The sequence below is a fragment of the Sorangium aterium genome, from assembly GCF_028368935.1.
GTDB classification, from domain to species: Bacteria; Myxococcota_A; Polyangia; order Polyangiales; family Polyangiaceae; genus Sorangium; species Sorangium atrum.
The window spans coordinates 671,054-689,287 of the sequence record NZ_JAQNDK010000002.1 but is presented as its reverse complement, the minus strand read 5'-3'; the positions used below and the strand labels follow the sequence as shown (position 1 = coordinate 689,287).

At 73.2% G+C, this 18,234-nt stretch carries 15 protein-coding genes; 7 read left to right on the top strand and 8 right to left on the bottom strand.

All coding sequences use genetic code 11. The features are described from left to right. The first annotated feature begins 34 nt into the window (after positions 1-34). Positions 35-1,462: a sigma-54-dependent transcriptional regulator gene (locus POL72_RS51200; protein WP_272096538.1), complete on the top strand. Its 1,428-nt coding sequence runs from the start codon at positions 35-37 to the stop codon at positions 1,460-1,462. On the opposite strand, the gene POL72_RS17510 is transcribed toward POL72_RS51200, so the two are convergent. The 4 genes from POL72_RS17510 to POL72_RS17495 are packed head-to-tail and all read right to left on the bottom strand — an operon-like array spanning position 1,455 to position 5,975. Then, positions 1,455-2,789: a sensor histidine kinase gene (locus tag POL72_RS17510; RefSeq protein WP_272096537.1), complete on the bottom strand. Its 1,335-nt coding sequence runs from the start codon at positions 2,787-2,789 to the stop codon at positions 1,455-1,457. The two genes, POL72_RS51200 and POL72_RS17510, sit on opposite strands and share 8 nt — an antisense overlap. After that, on the bottom strand, positions 2,786-4,009 hold the full coding sequence (locus POL72_RS17505) for an FtsX-like permease family protein (RefSeq protein ID WP_272096536.1): 1,224 nt from the start codon (positions 4,007-4,009) through the stop codon (positions 2,786-2,788). The genes POL72_RS17510 and POL72_RS17505 overlap by 4 nt, the downstream gene beginning before the upstream one ends. Further along, positions 4,006-5,262 (bottom strand): ABC transporter permease, encoded by a 1,257-nt coding sequence (locus POL72_RS17500; protein WP_272096535.1) that lies wholly within the window; start codon positions 5,260-5,262, stop codon positions 4,006-4,008. The genes POL72_RS17505 and POL72_RS17500 overlap by 4 nt, the downstream gene beginning before the upstream one ends. Then, entirely contained in the window at positions 5,259-5,975 is a 717-nt protein-coding gene (locus tag POL72_RS17495) for an ABC transporter ATP-binding protein (protein ID WP_272096534.1), read from the bottom strand. Before POL72_RS17495 ends, POL72_RS17500 begins: the two co-directional genes overlap by 4 nt. 158 nt (positions 5,976-6,133) lie before the next feature. Between POL72_RS17495 and POL72_RS17490 the strand changes: the two genes are divergently transcribed. The 3 genes from POL72_RS17490 (at position 6,134) to POL72_RS17480 (ending at position 10,221) form a co-directional block, all read left to right on the top strand. After that, positions 6,134-7,093, top strand: coding sequence for a GlxA family transcriptional regulator (locus POL72_RS17490; protein ID WP_272096533.1), 960 nt, complete (start codon positions 6,134-6,136; stop codon positions 7,091-7,093). Between the two features lie 282 nt (positions 7,094-7,375). Then, entirely contained in the window at positions 7,376-8,092 is a 717-nt protein-coding gene (locus POL72_RS17485; protein WP_272096532.1) for a DJ-1/PfpI family protein, read from the top strand. Between the two features lie 209 nt (positions 8,093-8,301). Next, the gene (locus tag POL72_RS17480; protein WP_272096531.1) at positions 8,302-10,221 is read left to right on the top strand and encodes a hybrid sensor histidine kinase/response regulator; all 1,920 of its coding nucleotides are present in this window, start codon (positions 8,302-8,304) and stop codon (positions 10,219-10,221) included. A 138-nt stretch (positions 10,222-10,359) separates the two neighbouring features. Here POL72_RS17480 and POL72_RS17475 read toward each other — a convergent pair whose 3' ends face one another. Together POL72_RS17475 and POL72_RS17470 are read right to left on the bottom strand one after the other, a co-directional pair. Beyond that, positions 10,360-11,073, bottom strand: coding sequence for a glutathione S-transferase family protein (locus POL72_RS17475; protein WP_272096530.1), 714 nt, complete (start codon positions 11,071-11,073; stop codon positions 10,360-10,362). A gap of 416 nt (positions 11,074-11,489) precedes the next feature. Next, positions 11,490-11,786: a TIR domain-containing protein gene (locus tag POL72_RS17470; RefSeq protein WP_272096529.1), complete on the bottom strand. Its 297-nt coding sequence runs from the start codon at positions 11,784-11,786 to the stop codon at positions 11,490-11,492. A gap of 245 nt (positions 11,787-12,031) precedes the next feature. Here POL72_RS17470 and POL72_RS17465 point away from each other — a divergent pair, with 245 nt between their 5' ends. Next, positions 12,032-13,408 (top strand): monooxygenase, encoded by a 1,377-nt coding sequence (locus POL72_RS17465; RefSeq protein ID WP_272096528.1) that lies wholly within the window; start codon positions 12,032-12,034, stop codon positions 13,406-13,408. Positions 13,409-13,418: 10 nt separating this feature from the next. After that, a complete protein-coding gene (locus POL72_RS17460; RefSeq protein WP_272096527.1) occupies positions 13,419-14,729 on the top strand; it encodes a hypothetical protein in 1,311 nt (436 codons plus the stop codon). 28 nt (positions 14,730-14,757) lie between these two features. Here the strand turns inward: POL72_RS17460 and POL72_RS17455 are convergent, their stop codons facing one another. Next, positions 14,758-15,660 carry a PfkB family carbohydrate kinase gene (locus POL72_RS17455; protein WP_272096526.1) on the bottom strand — a complete coding sequence of 301 codons (903 nt, stop codon included), beginning with the start codon at positions 15,658-15,660 and terminating at the stop codon, positions 14,758-14,760. A 208-nt stretch (positions 15,661-15,868) separates the two neighbouring features. Between POL72_RS17455 and POL72_RS17450 the strand changes: the two genes are divergently transcribed. Beyond that, positions 15,869-16,528 (top strand): siderophore-interacting protein, encoded by a 660-nt coding sequence (locus POL72_RS17450; protein ID WP_272096525.1) that lies wholly within the window; start codon positions 15,869-15,871, stop codon positions 16,526-16,528. Between the two features lie 54 nt (positions 16,529-16,582). Here the strand turns inward: POL72_RS17450 and POL72_RS17445 are convergent, their stop codons facing one another. Continuing rightward, complete coding sequence (locus POL72_RS17445) at positions 16,583-18,232, bottom strand: 5'-nucleotidase C-terminal domain-containing protein (RefSeq protein WP_272096524.1); 1,650 nt, start codon at positions 18,230-18,232, stop codon at positions 16,583-16,585. Between the last annotated feature and the right edge of the window lie 2 nt (positions 18,233-18,234).

Sequence of the window (18,234 nt, the reverse complement as noted above, 5' to 3'; positions counted from 1 at the left end):
CGAGCGCCGGCGGCGAACACGCTAGTCTCGCCGGGTGCCGAAGATCCTCGTCATCGACGACCAGCCCGCCGTCTGCGTCGCGCTGACGACGCTGTTCGAGCTGCACGGGCACGAGGTCCGCGTCGCCGCCACGCCCGACGAGGCGATGGCGGCGGTGCTCGGCGACGAGCTCGGCGCCGTGGTCCAGGACATGAACTTCCGGCAGAGCGCCACCTCGGGCGAAGAGGGGATGGAGCTGCTCCGCCGGATCAAGGCCGTCGACCCCGAGCTGCCCGTCGTGGCCATGACGGCGTTCACGTCGATCGCGGGCGCTGTCGAGCTGATCAAGGCCGGGGCGAGCGACTACGTGCCCAAGCCGTGGGACGACCAGAAGCTCGTCGCCACCGTGGGCAACCTCGCGCGGCTACGGGCGCTCGAGCAGGAGAACGCTCGCCTCCTCGCCCAGCGCGGGCGCGCGCGGCACAGGCTCGCCGAGCGCCACGACCTGGCCGGGCTCGTGTACGCGAGCGACGCGATGCACGAGGTCGTGAGCCTCGCCGTCAAGGTCGCGCCCGCCGACGTGCCCGTCCTCATCACCGGGCCGAACGGGACCGGGAAGGAGCTCCTCGCCACCATCGTCCAGGCCAACTCGCGGCGGCGGGACCGGCCGTTCGTCAAGGTGAACGCCGGGGCGCTCCCCGACGAGCTCGTCGAGGCGGAGCTGTTCGGCGCCGAGCCAGGGGCGTTCACCGGCGCGACCCGCCTCCGCGCCGGCCGCTTCGAGGAGGCCGACGGCGGCACCCTCTTCCTCGACGAGATCGGCACGCTGTCGCTGAACGGCCAGAAGAAGCTGCTGCGCGTCCTCCAGACCGGCGAGTACCAGCGGCTCGGGAGCAGCGTCACCCGCAAGGCCGACGTGCGCGTGCTGAGCGCGACCAACCGCGATCTCCCGCGGGCCATCGCCGAGGGATCCTTCCGCGAGGACCTGTACTTCAGGCTCAACGTCATCGAATTGACCATCCCTGCGCTGCGCGATCGCCCCGAGGACATCGTGTCGATCGCGAGCCACCTGCTCGATCGCCTCGCCGCGCGCGCGGCGGGCGGCGAGCGGGTGACGCTCGGCCCGCGCGCGCGCCACGCGCTCGTCGAGCACGACTGGCCTGGCAACGTCCGCGAGCTCGAGAACCGGCTCACGCGCGCGGCGCTGGTGCGCAAGGGCGAGACGATCGAGCCGCACGATCTGGGGCTCGACGCGGCCGCGCGCGCCTCGCATGCCCCTGGGGCCGCGCCCGCTGCGCATGGCGCGCACGCCGCGTCCTCCGCGCCTTCCGCGCCCTCCGCCGAGCGCCTCGAGATCGAGCGCGCGCTCGTCGAGGCGCGCGGCGTCGTCGCCAAGGCCGCGGCGTCGCTCGGCCTGAGCCGGCAGGGGCTCTACCGGCGCATGGACCGGCTCGGGATCCATATCGAGCGGAAGCTCAAGTAGCGCGCTCGTCCGGCGGCGGCGGCAGGCGGCACTCCGCCTCCGCCCCGCCCCCCTCGCGGCGCCGCAGCGCGAGCGCGCCGCCGTGCGCGGTCGCGATCTCGCGGCAGAGCGCGAGGCCGAGCCCGCGGCCCTGCTGCTTCGTCGAGTAGAAGGGCAGGAGCGCCTTGCCCGGGGCGCCGTCGGGGAGCCCGTGGCCGCGGTCGGCCACCGTGAGCGCGAGCTCGCCGGTCGAGAGCCGCCGCACCGAGACCTCGATCCGGTCGGGCGGGCTCCCGGCCTCGACGGCGTTCTTGAGCAGGTTCAGGAGGAGCTGCTGGATCTGCGCTGGGTCGAAGAAGCCGGGCTCGTCCGGCGCGCCGCCGAGCGTGAAGGGCGCGAGCCCGCGCAGCCGCTCGAGGAAGGGGCGCCACGGGACCCGCTCGGGGGCAGGCGGCGGGAGGCGCGCGAGCTCGGCGTATGCGGCGAGGAAGCGGGCGAGGTGCGCGCTCCGCTCCTCGATGGTGTCGAAGACCACGCCGAGGCGCTCCCGCTGCTCCGGGCGATCGAGCAGGAGGCGGCCCGAGTGGAGGAGCGAGGAGATCGGCGCGAGGGAGTTGTTGAGCTCGTGGCTGATCAACCGGATCGCGTTCCTGTGGAGCTCCGCCTCCCGGCGCGAGATCTCGCGCGTGAGCGACCGGACCGAGACGAGGACGTGCGCCTGGGTGTTCAGGCGGAAGGCGCGGCGGGCGACGTACAGCGTCTCGATCTCGCCCCGGCGCTCGACGGAGACGAGGGCGTCCCGCCCGGCGATCATCGCGGCGCGGAGCTCCTCGGGCTCGCCGGCGAGCAGCGCGGAGAGCGTCCTCTGGCCGATGCGCTCGCCCGCGGCGAAGAGGGCGCACGCGGCGCCGTTGCCGTACACGATCCGGCCCGCCTCGTCGTGGAGCACCATCGCGACGGGCGTGGCGTCGAGCGCCGTCTCGAGCAGGAGCTCCTTCTGGTAGAGGTCGTCGCGCTGCGCCCGCAGGGCGTCGCCGAGGCGGTTGTGGCGCTCGACGAGGTCCCCGAGCTCGTCCCGGCGGTGGTGCCGGACGCGCTGCGTGTAGTCGCCTTCGGCGAAGCTCGCGAGGCCGTCCATCACCGCGCGGAGCACGCCGAGCGCGCGCCCGAGCAAGAGGCGGGAGGCGAGCGCGCCGGCGACCAGCGCGAGCCCGAGCCCCGCGAGGGCGCACCCGGGCAAGGACACCTGCGCCTGCGCAGCGACCAGGCTCCCGGCGCAGGCGGCGGCGGAGCTCAGGAACACCACCGCGGCGTGGCGTACCCGGAGCGGCGCGCGGATCGGCCTCATGATCGCGACGCCTCGGCGGGCGAGACGGCGCTCGCGCGGAGCGCGGGCAGGAGCGCCGCCGCCATGCCGGCGAGCCACACGGCCACGGCGACCAGGGCGGCCGCGCGTGGATCCAGCGGCAGATCGAGCTCGGGGGCGACCGCGCGCGCCGCGGCCCGGAGCCCGGCGAGGGCGGCGGCGCCCACGGCGAGGCCGGCGGTCGTGAGCAGCGCGTTCTCAACGAGGATGAGGCGCGCCACGTCGGCGCGGGTCGCGCCCAGGGCGCGGCGGATGCCGAGGGCCTGGCGGCGCTCTGCCACGAGCAGCGACGCCATCCCGATGCGCCCCAGGAAGACGACGACGAGCATCATCCCGATCAGCGTGAGGGCGAGGGCGCCGGCGCCGCGGTTCGTGTGGGTGTCGAGCTCGGCGCCCTCGTCGAGCGCGCGCACGAGCACGACGCGCCGCGGGTCGGCGCGCTCGAGCGCCTCGCGCACCCGTGCGCCGACGCGGTCGTCGCCGTCACGGTCCTCACCGTCGTCGCCGTCGTCGCCGTCCGGTTCGATCCGGATCAGGTAGGAGAGCGTGCGGCCGAGCGGCGGCCCCTCGGCCGCGAAGAGCACGCTGTCGGCGTCGGGCCCCAGGGCGGCGCGGAACGGCGGCACGACGCCGACGATGGCGAGCGGCTTCTGCCGGGCGCTCCGGCGCACGATCTGCCCGATGGCGCGGCCGTCCGGGAAGAGGCGCGCCGCGAGCGCCTGCGTGACCACGGCGGGCGTCGACGCCGCGTCCGCGGCGTCCCCGGGGGTGAGCAGGCGCCCTTCGAGCGGGGCCAGGCCGAGGACGGCCGCGACGCCGCCGCGGTCGTCCAGCATCCACGCGAGCGCGCTCGGACCGCCCGGGGAGGTCGCCTCGACGAGCTCCCGGTGGGTGATGTTGAACGGCGCCGAGCTCGCCTCCGCGGCGCCGCGGACGCCGACGACGCGCGCGAGGGCCTCGGTGTCGCGGCGGACCGCGGCCTCGCGCTCGCCTCGGGACGCGAAGCTCGGGCCGTCGCGCTCCGTCATGGCGAGGAGCAGCGACCGCGTGTCGATGCCGCGCGGCGCGGCGGCCGCGCGGGCGTAGTGGAGGGCGAGCCCCGAGGCGTGGACGGCGACGGCGAAGCCGAAGGCGGTCTCGAGCACCATCAGGAGCGCGGGGATCTTCTGGCGGGCGAGCGCCCTGACGATGGGGCCGATCACGAGCGCCGGAGCCCTTTGGCCGGGGGTTGCCTCGCCGCGCGCCACGCCGGGTACCCGCCGGCGAGGAGGCCCAGGACGAGCGCGGCAGCGACCGTCGCGGCCGAGCTCCGCGCGTCCAGGTGGTAGTCGATCGGCCGGAGGTGGATGACGCGGTTGACGAGGGCGAGCGCGGCCACGGCGACGCCGAGGGCGAGCGCGGCGCTGCCGGCGGCCACGAGCATCGCCTCGAGCAGGAGCTCGAGGAAGACGGCGCGGGAGCTCGCCCCGAACGCGCGGTAGATGGCGATCTCGGCGCGCTTCGCGCGGAATTTCCCCTCGAGGAGCCGCGCGGCGTTGAGGGTGCAGGCCCCGAGGAGCACGTCGGCGAGCAGGGCGAAGAGCGTCGTGCCCGGGTCGTCCACGCGGAGCGCGTGCACGCGCTCGCGCGGCACGAGCTCGGCCCCGAGGACGCGCCTGCCCCGCGCGCGCTCGCGGGCCACATGGGCGTCGAGCTCGGCCTGGAACGCGGCCCGACGGGCCTCGTCGGGGAGCTCGACCAGGAGCTCCAGCCAGCCGTTGTCGGAGGCCGCGAGCGCGTCGAAGCTGCCGCTCGGGTCCTCGCGCTCGTGGATCAGCGGCGGCCGGACGCCGAGCGCGATGCCCACGGCGCTCGGCGCGAAGACGATCGGATGAAGCGAGGCGCGCGTGCCGGGAGGGGCCGGGATGGCGACGACGCCGGCGACCCGGAAAGACGCTCCGAACAGGCGCAGCGTGCGCCCGAGGCCGCTCGCTCCGCCGAACAGCGTGCGCTCGGCCGCCTCGGTGAGCACGACCGGGCGATCCTCCCCGGCGCCCTCCGCCGGCGACCAGAGCGCCCCGCTCCGGACCGGAATCCCGAACATCCCGAACAGATCGTGGGCACAGAAGGCCACCACGACCGGAACGAGCGGACCGCCGTCGGCGCTGCCGGCGGCCATGGCGGCGAAGAGGTCGGTCTTGCGCGAGGGATGGGGGCTCCCGAGGAGGATGCGATCGCGCAGGCTCGGGGGATGGATCGCGCCCGGCGCCACGGGCGCGCCGCCCTCGTGCGGGACGGAGACGAGGTAGACCCCGCGCGCGGACGCCAGCGGGTCGGACGTGCTCTCGTGGAGGACCGCGCGCGCCGCCGTCCACACCGCGAGGCCGAGCGTGAACGCCAGCAGCACGATCGCTGTATGGCCCGGCTGCCGCCCGAGGCTCCTCCGGGCCAGCCAGAGCGCGTGGCCGAGCATCATCCGCGGCTCGCCGCCGTCGCCGGCGCCTCCGCGCGCGCGTCGGGGTCCGAGGGCGCCCACGGATCGATGAGCTTGCCGTCGAGCACGTGGACCCTGCGGCGCGCCCGCGCCGCGAGCTCGGGGTCGTGCGTGGTCATCACGATCGTCGTGCCGCCGGCGTGGATGCGCTCGAGCAGATCGAGGATCTGCCGCGCCGAGCGGGAGTCGAGGTTGCCGGTGGGCTCGTCGGCCAGGAGGAGCGAGGGCTCGCCGACCAGCGCGCGCGCGATCGCGACGCGCTGCTGCTGGCCGCCCGAGAGCTCACTGGGCCGGTGGTGGAGCCGCGCGCTCAGGCCGACGTCCTCCAGCGCGCGCAAGGCGCGCTCGCGCCGCGCACGCGCGCCCATGCCGCGGACCCGCAGGGGCACGTCGACGTTGTCGAGCACGTCGAGGTCGGCGATGAGCTGGAAGCTCTGGAACACGAAGCCGATCTTCCGGTTCCGGATCGCGCTCGCGCGCACGTCCGAGAGCCCCTGCATCGGCTCGCCGTCGAGGAGGTACTCACCGCCGTCGAAGGGATCGAGCAACCCGGCGACGTTGAGGAACGTCGTCTTTCCGGAGCCGGAGGGGCCCATCACGGCCAGGAACTCGCCGCGCGCGACGTGCAGCGTGAGCCCGGCGAGCGCGTGGGTCTCGAACAGGCCGCGCCGGTAGACCTTGGTGACGTTCGTCATCCGTATCATGTCGGCCCCTTTGGCAGGAAATGCAGGTACTTTATCTTCACGGCCACGGGCCAGATAGCTACCGTCGTCGCGTGAAGCGGCTCCCTGCATCGAAATCCGCTCCCTGGGCCACGCCGCGCGCGCATCGCCATGGACCGACGCGCAGGGTCGTGGCCGTGGCCTACGACGGCGCGAGCGCCATCGACGTGGTGGGGCCCACCGACGTATTCGCGTTGGCCTCGGACATCGCCAGCAGGAAGGTGCCCGGCGCTCCACCCGCCTATGCGGTCGAGATCGCCGCCGTGAACGGCGGCGTGATCCGGACGGTGTCGGGGGCGCAGATCGTCGCCCACAAGGCGCTCGCGGATCTGGCGCCCGGCATCGATACGGTGCTGGTCGCCGGGGGTGAGACCCGTGAAGCGACGCGGGACGCCCGGCTGCTCGCCTGGCTCCGCGCGACGACGCCCGAGGTGCGGCGCATGGGCTCCGTCTGCACGGGCGCCTTCCTCCTCGCCGCCGCGGGGCTGCTCACGGGGCGCCGCGCGGCCACCCACTGGCATTCAGCGGCCGCGCTCGCGCGCGAGTTTCCCGGCGTCGAGGTCGACTCCGACGCGATCTTCGTGCGGTCCGGGAAGATCTACACGTCGGCGGGCATGACAGCGGGCATCGACCTCGCGCTCTCGATGGTGGAAGAGGATCTCGGATACGACATGGCGCTCCAGGTGGCGCGGGGGCTCGTGGTGTTCCTCAAGCGCCCGGGTGGACAGTCCCAGTTCAGCCGCCCGCTCCTCGCGCAGACGGTCGCCACGGGCCCGCTGCAGGGCGTGATCGACTGGATCCTCCGGCACCTCGACGCCGATCTGCGCGTCGAGGTGCTGGCGGAGAGGGCCGGGATGAGCCCGCGCAACTTCGCGCGGACGTTCACCCAGGCCATGCGGATGACCCCCGCGAAGTTCGTCGAGGCGGCGCGCTTGGAGCAGGCGCGCTCCTGCCTCGAGGGGGGTCGAGCGTCGATGAAGCAGCTCGCGCGCGACTGCGGCTTCGGCACGGACGAGCGGATGCGGCGCGCGTTCCAGCGCACCCTGCAGGTCACGCCGGAGGACTACCGGAGGCGCTTCGGTCGAACGTGAGCGGACGCGCGGACGCTGGACGCTCGGCCGGGCGCCGTCGACGCTCGCCGGATGCGTCGGGCGCGGCCGCGCGCGACGAGGCGCGCCGGGGCCCCGCGCCTGCGTGTCCTGAAAGCAGGGGACGATGTCCTTTCGGCCCACGCCGGCGTGGCGCACAGTCAGGTCCACGAAGCGCGTTCCGCCGCGCTCGTGAGAGCCAGGCGCGGGGCCGCGTCGAGGCGGAGCTCCGCCATCGAGGCGACCATCGGCAGACGAAGAGACGAAAGGGTTCAGGGACGAGAGATGACGGACGCTTACGATATCAAGCTGCCAGATCCTCAGCCGCCGCTCCAGGTCGGCATGGTGCTTTATCCAGGGCTCACGGCGCTGGATCTGATCGGTCCTCAAAGCGTGCTGACCGCTCACGCGACGACCTACCTGCTCTGGAAGACGCGCGACCTTGTCATGTCTGACTCGGGGGTTCCCATCCAGCCGACGGCGACCTTCAGCGACTGTCCGGACGACCTGGATATCCTGTTCGTGCCAGGCGGCATGGGCACGCCCGACGCCATGGTGGATCAGGAGATCCTTCGGTTCTTGAGGGATCGAGGCGCCCGCGCCAGGTACGTGACCTCCGTGTGCACGGGATCGCTCGTCCTTGCCGCAGCAGGTTTGATGCAAGGATACAAGGCCACGACGCACTGGTCCACGCGCCACATCCTGGAGGCGCTCGGCGTGGAGTGTGTCCGGGCGCGCGTCGTGGTCGATCGCAACCGGATCTCGGGCGGCGGGGTGACAGCAGGCATCGATTTCGGGCTGACGCTGCTGGCGCTGCTCCGCGGAGACGACGCCGCGAAGCTGACGCAGCTCATGCTGGAATATGACCCCGCCCCGCCCTTCAACGCGGGGGCGCCGGAAGCCGCGGGCCCCGAGCTGACGGAGCGCATCTTGAGCGTCCTCGATCCGTACGATCGGCAGATGCGGAGGATCGTTGCGGAGAGGAGCAGCGGAGCGAGCTGAAGCAGACCGCGCGCGCAGCCGCGATGCCGTGTCGATGCGCCTCAGAGAGCGCATGAATCTGGACAGGCCAGGACTCTCTGAAATTGAGAGGCTGTTGCATTCGGGTTGCCCCGACGCGCTCGCCTGCTCGCGAAGCGGCTTGTCCGCCTCGAGGTCGCGCCGCGCCGACGGCGCCGATCGCTCCGGTGCGCTATAGGGTGTCGTCGCGGATGAAGCAGCAGCAGGAGCAGCTGTGGCTCGACGACTTCATCGGAGGGCTCCCCCTCCCCGTCCTCGTGCTGAGCCCGGCTGGGGTCGCGACCCACGAGAACCCGGCGTATCGAGCGAGGTTCGGCCCGAGCGCCGACGAGCGCAGCGAGATCGCGTCCGCGCTGCGGGGTGGGCACTCCTCTGCGCTTCGCGCGGCGCTCGACGGCGTCTCGCGCGCCGTGCCGCTCGGCTCGATCAGCGGCGCGCCGTTCACCGGGCACTATTTCCCGATCCGCGACGCTTCAGGCGCCGTGGCGTTCGTCGGGATCCTGTTCGTCGAGGAGCGCGCCGCTCCGGTGCCGGCCGCTCCAGCGCTGACCTCCGAGGCCCACGACATCCCGGAGGTCGAGCGGAGCCTTCGCCGCATCCTCGACATGATGCCGCAGCTCGTCTGGTCGGCGCGGCCCGACGGTTATCACGATTTCTACAACCGCCGCTGGTACGACTATACCGGCGAGACGCCCGACGCCACGCACGGCGCCGGCTGGAACGACCAGCTGCACCCGGACGATCAGCAGCGCGCCTGGGAGCGGTGGAAGCGCTCCGTCGAGACGGGGGAAGACTACCAGATCGAGTACCGCTTCCGGCGCGCCGACGGCGCATACCGCTGGTTCCTGGGCCGCGCGCTGCCGACGCGCGACGAGGCAGGGCGCATCCTCCGCTGGTTCGGCACCTGCACGGACGTCGACGATCAGAAGCGCCTCGAGCAGCAGCGGGCCGAGGTCCTGGCGCAGGCCGAGGAGACCAGCCGGCTGAAGGACGAGTTCCTCGCGATCGTCTCGCACGAGCTCCGCACGCCCCTGACCGCCATCCTCGGGTGGGCGCGCATGCAGCGCTCGCGGCCGGAGCTCGCGCCCAAGGCGATGGAGGTCATCGAGCGCAACGCCGAGGCGCAGGCCAGGCTCATCGAGGAGATCCTCGAGAGCTCACGCATCGTGACCGGGAAGATCCGCCTCTACCCCAGGAACGCGAGCGTGAACGAGCTCGTCCGCACCGCGGTCGACGCCATCCGGCCGGCCGCCGACGCGAAGGCCATCGGCCTCCAGGTCCGGCTCGATCCCGGTGTCGGGGACATCGTCTGCGATCCCGATCGCCTCCAGCAGGTGGTCACGAATCTGCTGGTCAACGCCGTGAAGTTCACGCCGGGCGGCGGGCACGTCGGACTCCAGACGGCGCTCCGCCCAGGCGCCGTCGAGGTGACGGTGACGGATACCGGAAAAGGCATTTCGGCCACCTTTCTTCCGTACGTGTTCGAGCGGTTCCGTCAGGCAGAGGCGGCCACCACGCGTCAGCACGGCGGACTCGGTCTCGGGCTGGCGATCGTCAAATACCTCGTCGAGATCCACGGCGGCACCGTCCGCGCGCGGAGCGACGGCGAGGGGAAAGGGGCGTCCTTCTGCGTGAGTTTGCCGGTGCGGGCCGTGGCCCTGGCGGCGAGAGAGCGCTCCGAGGTCCCGTCCGGGATCGAGCGTCCCTCGGTCGGGACGATCACCCGGCTCGACGGGCTGCGCGTGCTCGTCGTCGACGACGAGCCGGACGCGCGGGAGCTCGTCACCATGGTGCTGCGCGAGGCAGGCGCCCAGGCGGACGAGACCGGCTCGGCCTCGGCCGCGCTGGAGATGATGAGTCGCGCTCGGCCCGATGTGCTCGTCAGCGACATCGCCATGCCGAAGCAGGATGGCTACGCCCTCCTTCGCGAGCTCCGATCCCGCGCTCCGGACCTCGGTGGCTGCGTGCCGGCGCTGGCGCTCACCGCGTTCGCCCGGCCCGAGGACATCGTTCAGGCCCGCGACGCCGGGTTCCAGCTCCACCTCGCCAAGCCGGTCCAGCCGGGTGAGCTCGTGGCGGCGGTCCATCGGCTCGCGCGCAAAGGCGCCTGATACGAACCAGGCACAGAAGCAGGGACAATTCACAGGGAGGCGGGGAGACGGGAGTAACTCTTCAAATATTCGTTACTTCCCCGCCTTCTTGTTAATTTCCCTGCTGGAAAGGCCTGCAATGCAGGGATTCCTCGGAGGTCAGGCGGGAGGGTTCCAGTCGGCATAGTAGCGTTGCCGCATGCGCTCACAGTAGGAAACGAGGTTGGGCTGGGCCTCGGCGTGGCGCTTCAGCGGGGAATCGACGGGGAAGCGGAGCACGCTGGCGAGGAGGGCGTACACGGTCGCGTCCACCGAGCTCGGCTCGGTCCCGAGCATGAAGGGCAGGTCGCCGAGCAGGGTGGCGATGGCGTCGAGGTCCGCCTTGCCCTGGGCATAGATCTCCTCGCGGCTGTGGCGCCCCGTGCCCTGCGCGCGGAGCATGCCGGTCATCCTTTTGCGCAAGAGCTCGACGATCACGCCGCCGACGACCCGCGGCATGAGCGGAAGGAAGACGGGGCGGTAGGCGGCCCACCCCTCGGGCTCGCTCCAGCGGACGAACACCACCATCCAGTAGAACGCCTCTTCGAGCATGCGCCTGATCACATGGCCTCGAGCGCGCGCCTCCGCGGTGAGGTGGGCATCGAGCTTGTTGCCGTGGGCGCGCTCCAGCTGCTCGATGATGAGCTGCGAGTCGCCCATGGTACAGCCGTCGATGTCGGCATAGGGGATCTTGCCCTTTGGCGCGCGGCGCGGGTCGGCGGAGCGCACCTCGTAGGGGAGGCCGACCATGCGCAGCCAGGTCTCGAGCTTGAGGCAGAAGGGGCTGATGTTCGGGACGCCCCACGCGGCGGGGGCCTGGTAGAGGGTGATCATGTCAGCGCTCCTCGAAACCGCATGAGTTCGGACAGATCGACCGCTGGCTCCCCGAGCTGTGGAGAGCGCGAGCCGAGTTCGCTTCATGCCAGGGTCCGCACTTCGATGCGGACGATCGCCGCCGCGGCTCTCCGCGGCTTCCCTGGTGCGATCGTCGACCCCCCGGCAGCTCTGGCACGAGGATATCACGAGCTCACCCGACGAGCGGCGCGATCGAGGTCCGTTTGACGGAAAAGAGCGCGTCGACCCATCAGGACCTCCCGCGTGGAGACGCGCCAGATTGAAGTTCAATTCAGCCGGCGGCTCCAGGCCGTCCCGGGTTGAATTTCGGCCGCGACCTCGCCCGGGATGGACGATGCCACGGGACACAGAACTCAGCCTCCATAGCCTGCGGGAGCTCGCCTAAAGATTCTGGCTCATCTCATCCGGCGCAGGCGCTCCCGCTCTTCGGCGCCCTTGCGGGTGAGCTTCAGCCTCATGAGACCGGAGGCGAGATAGGAGGCGCTGACAAGAAGCAAAGCCACATCGGCGGCGGCGAGGGCTTCCTCCATGGCCGCCCGCGCATCAGCGCCCGGAGGGATGTCGCCGTCGGTCCAGATGTCGACACTGCGAGAGCGCTCTAAGGCGCGGAGGTGCGCGAGGAGCTGCGAGGTGAGCACGGTGTCCTCGGGGCTGGAGCTGATCACGACCCGGAGCCGGCGAGCTCGTCCCATGCATCGAAATATCGCCGAGGGTGGGCATGATCGGCAAGGAGCTCACCGCAACCGAGGCTTCACCGGCTCTGAAGTACGAGATCCCTCTCTCGTCAGCCGCAAGAAATCGGCGCCGAACAGCGAGCGCACGACACCTGTCCGCCTCCGCCGCGGACACCTGTCCGGACGCGGACACGCGCCCTCGCGCGCCGACCGCCGATTGCGGCCAATCCCTTTCGGGCACGCCCGCTGCTTGGGCGCCCCGCATGCGTCTTCTCATCCACTTCGTTTTGCCCTCCGCCACGGCGCTCCTCCTCGGCTGTTCCCCCGAGGCGTCGCCGGGCGCGAGCACCCCGACATTCCACAGGGACATCGAGCCGCTGCTCCAGAAGAGCTGCCTCGGCTGCCACGCGCAGGGCGGCACCGCGCCGGTGAGCCTGGCCTCGTACGAGAGCGCGAAGGCGCTCGCGCCGGTCATCGCCGACGAGACCGAGGCGCGGCGGATGCCGCCGTGGGGCGCCCTGCCGACCGACGAGTGCGCGCCCCCTCGCCCGTTCCGGGGGGACCTGCACCTCTCCCTCGACGAGATCGCCCTGCTCCGCGCCTGGAGCGACGCCGGCGCGCCCGAGGGGGATCCCGCGGACGCCCCGGCCCCCACTACCCCCGTCGCGGCAGGCCTGTCGCGAACGGACCTCGAGCTCTCGCCCAAAGCCCCCTTCGCCGCTGCGGAGGGATCCGACAGCTTCCGCTGCTTCGTCCTCGATCCGGGGCTCACGGAGCAGGCGTGGGTCCAGGGCTACGACGTGCTGCCGGGGAGCCGCGCCGTCGTGCACCACGCGCTGCTCTTCATCGACGTGAACCGCGAGAGCGAGGCGCTCGGCGGCGAGAGCGGCAGCTACGAGTGCTTCGGCGACGCGCGCCTCTCCGAGCCGTCGCTGCTCGGCGCCTGGGCGCCCGGCACGCAGGCGTTCGAGCTGCCGCCGGACATCGGCATCTCGGTGCCGGCGAACGCGCTGCTCGTGATGCAGGTCCACTACCACTCGAAGCCCGGCGAGAAGCCCTCGCCCGACGCGACCCGGGTCGCGCTCCGCCTCATGGACGAGAAGCCGAGCCGCGCGCTCTCGCACCTGATGCTCGGCAACGCCGAGGCGCCGTTCCGGGACGGCACCGGGCTCCTGCCCGGGCCGGGCGACCGCGGGAGCGTCGAGTTCCGGATCCCGGCCGGCGCCCGGGGGCACGTGGAGCGGATGCGGTACACCATCGACTTCCCGATCCCCGAGATCTCGATCTACGGCGCCGGCGTCCACATGCACCGGGCCGGCGTCGACCTCAAGGTCGACCAGATCCGCGCCGATCCGCGGGGCGATGAGGCCGACCGCGAGTGCCTCGTCCAGACGCCCGCGTGGGACTACAACTGGCAGCGGCTCTACAGCTACGACGCGCCCATCGACGAGCTGCCAACGCTGCGGTCGGGCGACACGATCGAGCTCCGCTGCACGTACGACAACTCCACGGAGAACCCGGCGCTCGCGGCGCAGCTCATCGAGGAGCGCCTGCCCGCGCCGCAGGACATCGTCCTCGGCGAGTCGACGCTCGACGAGATGTGCGTGGCGTTCCTGCCTGTCGTCCACCCGAACCCCTGAGGAGACGCCGATGCCTTCGAACCATTGTCACGCACTGTTCGGTCTCGGCGCGCTCCTGCTCGCCGCGTGCTCTTCACCGCCGAGCGCCGCGCCGCCCGGGCGCACGGAGCCGCACGAAGACCTCTGCCCGGAGGGCTTCGCCGATTGCGACGGCGTCAGCGACAACGGCTGCGAGGCCGCCCTGCTGACGAGCGTCGAGAGCTGCGGCGCGTGCGGCGCGCGCTGCGCGGGCGGCGACGGGGCGACGGCGCTCTGCTCCGCGGGCGCCTGCACCCTCGCGTGCGACGCCGGGCGGGCCGACTGCGACGGCGACGGCAGCAACGGCTGCGAGGTCCTCGTCGCGGAGGATCCGCGCCATTGCGGGGCCTGCGTCGTGACCTGCGCCGACGCTTGCTGGAACGGCACCTGCGACGCCGCCGTGCTCGCCGGTGAGCTCCGGCTGCCCACGTTCCTCAGGATGGATGCGACCGGGCTCTACTGGACGAACCAGGGCTCGGGCGACCCGCCGGACGGCAGCGTCATGCGGCTCGATCCGGGCGGCGGGACGCCGGCGGCGCTGGCGGCTGAGCAGGAGCTCCCGGGCCCGCTCGCGCTCGACGAGGCCACTGTGTACTTCGCGCACGCGCGCGGCCTCGCGGCCGTCCCGAAGGCCGGCGGCGAGGTGACCGAGCTCGCGCCCGACGCCCGCGGCGTCACGGCGCTCGCGGTCGACCAGGGCGCGCTCTACTGGGTCGAGGCGGGGACGCCGCCGGCGTTCGAGGACGGCGGGCTGTTCATGCTGCCGCTCGGCCCCGAGCCAGGCGCGGCGAAGGTGATGCTCGCGGCCATCCCGGGCGTCGCGAGCGGGGTGGCGCTCGACGCCGGCCACGTGTACGTGGCCGCGCAGCGCGCCGACGCGGCCGGCGGCGCGATCTTCCGGGTGGCGCGCGACGCGGCGCCGCCGAGCGCGCCGGAGCGGCTGCACGAGGCGCTGGTCGCCCCGCGCGGGCTCGAGGCGCGCGGCGGCGCCCTCTGGCTCATCGAGGGGCGCGGCATCGCCACGTTCTCGCCCGGGGGCCCGCTGCGCAGGGTCGTCCAGGATCTGCCGCAGATCCCCGCGCAGCTCGCGTTCGACGACGCGCGCGTCTTCTGGACGACCGCGCGGGAGGCCGACGGCCAGGTGCAGAGCGCGCGGCTCGACGGGAGCGATCTCGCGACGCACGCGCGCAACCTGAGCTACCCGTGGGGCATCGCCGTCGACGGGACGAACGTCTACTTCAGCCTCGCGTGGAACGGCGGGCCCGCGACGGGGGCGCTGGTGCGCAGGCCGAAGGGCCCGTGACCGCGCTCTCCGCCGGGGGAGCCCGGCCTCAACGCCGGCCGACCTTCGCGCTCGCCGCGGCGTGACCGCGCTGGATCGCGCGGGCCCAGAGATCGGAGCGCTCCGGCCCGTGGTCGCCGGCGCGGGCGATCTCGGCGCAGATCGCGGCCGTGAACGCGTCGCCCGCGCCCGCCGCGCGGGCCTGGGCCACGACGGGCGGGGCGAGCGCGATCTCGCCGAAGGGGCCGGCGGCGCGGGCTGCGCCTGCGCCCTGGGTGAGCACCAGGGTCGCGCTCGGCCGCATGGCGGCGCGCACCTGGGCGTCGTCGAGCCCCAGCCCGACGAGGTCCGCCGCGCTGCACCGCACCACGTCGGCCTCGCGCAGCAGGGCGTGGAGCACGCGCGGATCGCGCCCGGCCCAGAGGCGCCATCGCGCGTTGAGGTCGACGACGACGACGGTGCCCGTGCGGCGCGCGGCCCGCGCGGCGCGGCAGAGCGCGGCGATGGGCGCGAGCGCCGGAGAGATCCCCGAGAGCAGCAGCACCGGCGCCGCCCACCCCTCGGGCACCGAGAGGGGCAGATCGTCCTCTGCGCGGTGGGCGACCATGTGCCGCGCCCCGCCGGTGTCCTCCAGCACGATGAGCCCCTGGCGGGCCGGGATCAGCGCCACACCCGCGACGTCGACGCCGACCGCCGCGACCCGCGCCAGGAGCGCCCGGCCCGGGGCGTTGTCGCCGAGCGCCGCCGCGAGCCCGACGCGGAGCCCGCTCCGCGCGAGCGCGACCGCTGCGTTCACCGCCCCGCCGCTTGGCCGGAACCGCAGCGAGGCCCCGCCCGGAGGCGCGAGGTCCCAGAGGGCCTCACCGGCGCAGATGACGTCCAGGGTCACCACCCGCGACGGCGCGACCCGCGCCGCCGTGGACCGCCCAGCGCTCGCAAGATTGGATGCCATAGGGTTCCCCATCTTACACCACGGGGACCGCGGCAGCGCGCGGGCTGCGCCGCTGGCCGTCGGCCCCCTCATGGGAGGGAGGGGCGCCTCGCCTTGCGACTCCTTCCGCACCGTCGATGTGTCGAGCTGCAGGGCTTTCGCCCTCCGGTCCTCCGGACTTCACGGTTCTTCACGCACCGGCGCGGTCGCCCTGACTACGCTGACCCGCATGGCATCCGGAAAAGGTCGCTTGCTCGGGCTCCTCGGCGGGCTGGTGCTGACCGAGGCGAAGGTGCAGGCCGTGGACGCGCCCCACCCGCTCTACCGGCACGTGGTGCTCGAGGGCGAGGGGCTGCGCACGGGCAGCTGGCAGCCCGGCGACAAGATCCAGGTGCTCCTCCCCTCGAACGACGTGCGGACGTACACCCCGATCGACTGGTCGGACGGTCGGACCACGCTGCTCCTCCACGCGCACGGGAGCGCGCCGGGCGCGCGGTGGACGGAGGCCGTCCGCCCCGGCGACGTCGTGCGGTTCGTCGGCCCGCAACGCTCCCTCCGTCTGGGAGGCGTGGGCCTCCTGACCGGCGACGAGACCTCGCTCGGGGTGGCGGCCTCGGCGCGCCGCCTCGGCGCCCACGCCGTGCTCCGGGTGGCGAACGTCCCCGCGGCGGAGGCGGCGGCGCGATCGCTCGACGTCTCCGTGGACCTTGCGGGGTCCGACGAGGAGGCCGCCGCATTGCTCCGCGAGCGCGCGGCGGGCGTCGCCACGGCGGTGGCCTGCGGCGGCGGCGCGTGGGTCCAGCGGGCCCGGGAGGTGCTCCGGGCGGCCGGGGTGCGGGAGGTGCGCGCCAAGGCCTACTGGATCGCGGGGAAGACCGGGATCGACTGACCCCATCTGGACGACCCCGAGCGCCGCTTTTGGCGGGAAGCCCGCGGAGACCCCTCACGGATCGGATCGATCGCGCCCCCTCGCGCCCGAGGGCGGCGAGGAGGACAGCGCGTCGACCTCGCCGCGCGTCACGCGCTTGTCGCCATCGCGATCGAGCGCCTTCATCATCTCGCCGACGACCACCTCGGACGGCGTCTCGGAGGTCGTCCTCGAGACGGCGGCCCTCAGCTCCTCGGCCGAGACGCGACCGTCCCCGTCGGCGTCGATCGTCTCGAAGGCCCCGAGCTGGCGGACGAGGTCCGCGGCGAACGACTCGACGAGCACGAGCTTTGGCTCGCGCCCGCTGTCCGCCGGCGGCACCTTCTCCGGGTGCTCCTGGGCGAAGTGGACCAGCGGCGCGATGTCATCCATGCCGCCGAGGAGCCCGCGCGGGAGGGCGATCCGGTACGCGCGATCGTCGACCAGCGGGAGGCCGTCGATCGCGCTCAGGACGCCGCGGGCGTCCGTCGCCATCCGGTCGTCGATCTGGAGGTAACCGGCGTGCTGGGCGGGGGCGCGCGACCGCGACGCGGCGACGGCCTCGCGGACGACGCGGCCAGGCAGGAGGGTCACCACCACCTCGTTGCTGAAGGGCACCTCGGCCTTGAGATCCCCGTAGGTGAAGCGCTCCCGGTACACGCGACCGCCGCGGATGCCCCCGCCGTTGAAGAGGCACCCCTCCGCCCCGAGGGCGTCCCGGATCCGCGAGCAGAGCAGCGCTCCGAGCGAGGTCTGCTGCACCCGCGTCCCGACGGACGAGAGCTCGCTCCCCGGCGGGAGCCGGAGGAGCGTGGCCGCGTCGAGATCGCGAACGATCTGCATGTGGCGGTCGACGCGCGCGCGCATCGCCGGATCCTCGGGGTAGGCGCCGACCTCCTCGATCCGGACGGTGACCACGGGCAGGTCGGGCACCCCTGCAGGCGGCGCCATGGCCGGCCACACGAGGTCGATGATCGCAGCGCTCTCCGCGTCGGTGCCGGCCTTCACGACCCAGCAGCCGTCCACGTCGTCGAGCATCACCTCGTGCTCGTGCCCGCCGAGGATCACGGGAAAGCGCGGATCGCGCTGCGCCCGCGCGAGCGCGAGGTCCTGGTCGCGGCTCTGGTGCGTGATCGGGATCACGCACGCGCACCCCTCGTCGCGGAGGAGCCGGCGGGTCCAGCGCAGGGCCGCCTCGTTCGCCGGCTCGATGGTGATCCCCCCGAACGCATCCCGCCGATAAAGGCCCTGCACGTGCACGAGCAGGCCGAGCAGGCCGATCCGGACAGCGCGCCCGCCGGGGCTCGAGACGTCGAGGATCTCGTGCGTCGGCAGCGCCGGAGAGAACGAGGGCATGTTGGTGTTGAGCCACGTGCCCCGGAACTCCTGCACCCGCGCCCTGAGCTCCGGCAGCTCGACGTCGGCCTCGTGGTTGCCGAAGATGGTGTGGGTGATCGGCAGCGCGTTCATGCAGTCGACCATGCCCCTGCCGTGATCGAGGCTCGACAGCAGGCTCGGCGCGAGGAAATCGCCGGCCATCACGGTGATGAAGCGATCCACGGGCGCGGCGGCGTGGCGCCGCACCAGGGTCGCGAGGCGCGGGAGGTTGTCGAGCAAGTACACGTCGTTCACGCAGACGATCCGCAGAGCGGGGCCTCTGGGCAGGGCGTGTGCGGCGGCGGTCATCG

What these genes read in the sequence shown, in the direction of transcription:
- POL72_RS17510 (WP_272096537.1), bottom strand. Translation starts at nt 2,789, where the DNA reads ATGAGGCCGATCCGCGCGCCGCTCCGGGTACGCCACGCCGCGGTGGTG.
- POL72_RS17500 (WP_272096535.1), bottom strand. Translation starts at nt 5,262, where the DNA reads ATGATGCTCGGCCACGCGCTCTGGCTGGCCCGGAGGAGCCTCGGGCGG.
- POL72_RS17495 (WP_272096534.1), bottom strand. Translation starts at nt 5,975, where the DNA reads ATGACGAACGTCACCAAGGTCTACCGGCGCGGCCTGTTCGAGACCCAC.
- POL72_RS17485 (WP_272096532.1), top strand. Translation starts at nt 7,376, where the DNA reads ATGACGGACGCTTACGATATCAAGCTGCCAGATCCTCAGCCGCCGCTC.
- POL72_RS17480 (WP_272096531.1), top strand. Translation starts at nt 8,302, where the DNA reads ATGAAGCAGCAGCAGGAGCAGCTGTGGCTCGACGACTTCATCGGAGGG.
- POL72_RS17475 (WP_272096530.1), bottom strand. Translation starts at nt 11,073, where the DNA reads ATGATCACCCTCTACCAGGCCCCCGCCGCGTGGGGCGTCCCGAACATC.
- POL72_RS17470 (WP_272096529.1), bottom strand. Translation starts at nt 11,786, where the DNA reads ATGGGACGAGCTCGCCGGCTCCGGGTCGTGATCAGCTCCAGCCCCGAG.
- POL72_RS17465 (WP_272096528.1), top strand. Translation starts at nt 12,032, where the DNA reads ATGCGTCTTCTCATCCACTTCGTTTTGCCCTCCGCCACGGCGCTCCTC.
- POL72_RS17460 (WP_272096527.1), top strand. Translation starts at nt 13,419, where the DNA reads ATGCCTTCGAACCATTGTCACGCACTGTTCGGTCTCGGCGCGCTCCTG.
- POL72_RS17455 (WP_272096526.1), bottom strand. Translation starts at nt 15,660, where the DNA reads ATGGCATCCAATCTTGCGAGCGCTGGGCGGTCCACGGCGGCGCGGGTC.
- POL72_RS17450 (WP_272096525.1), top strand. Translation starts at nt 15,869, where the DNA reads ATGGCATCCGGAAAAGGTCGCTTGCTCGGGCTCCTCGGCGGGCTGGTG.
- POL72_RS17445 (WP_272096524.1), bottom strand. Translation starts at nt 18,232, where the DNA reads ATGACCGCCGCCGCACACGCCCTGCCCAGAGGCCCCGCTCTGCGGATC.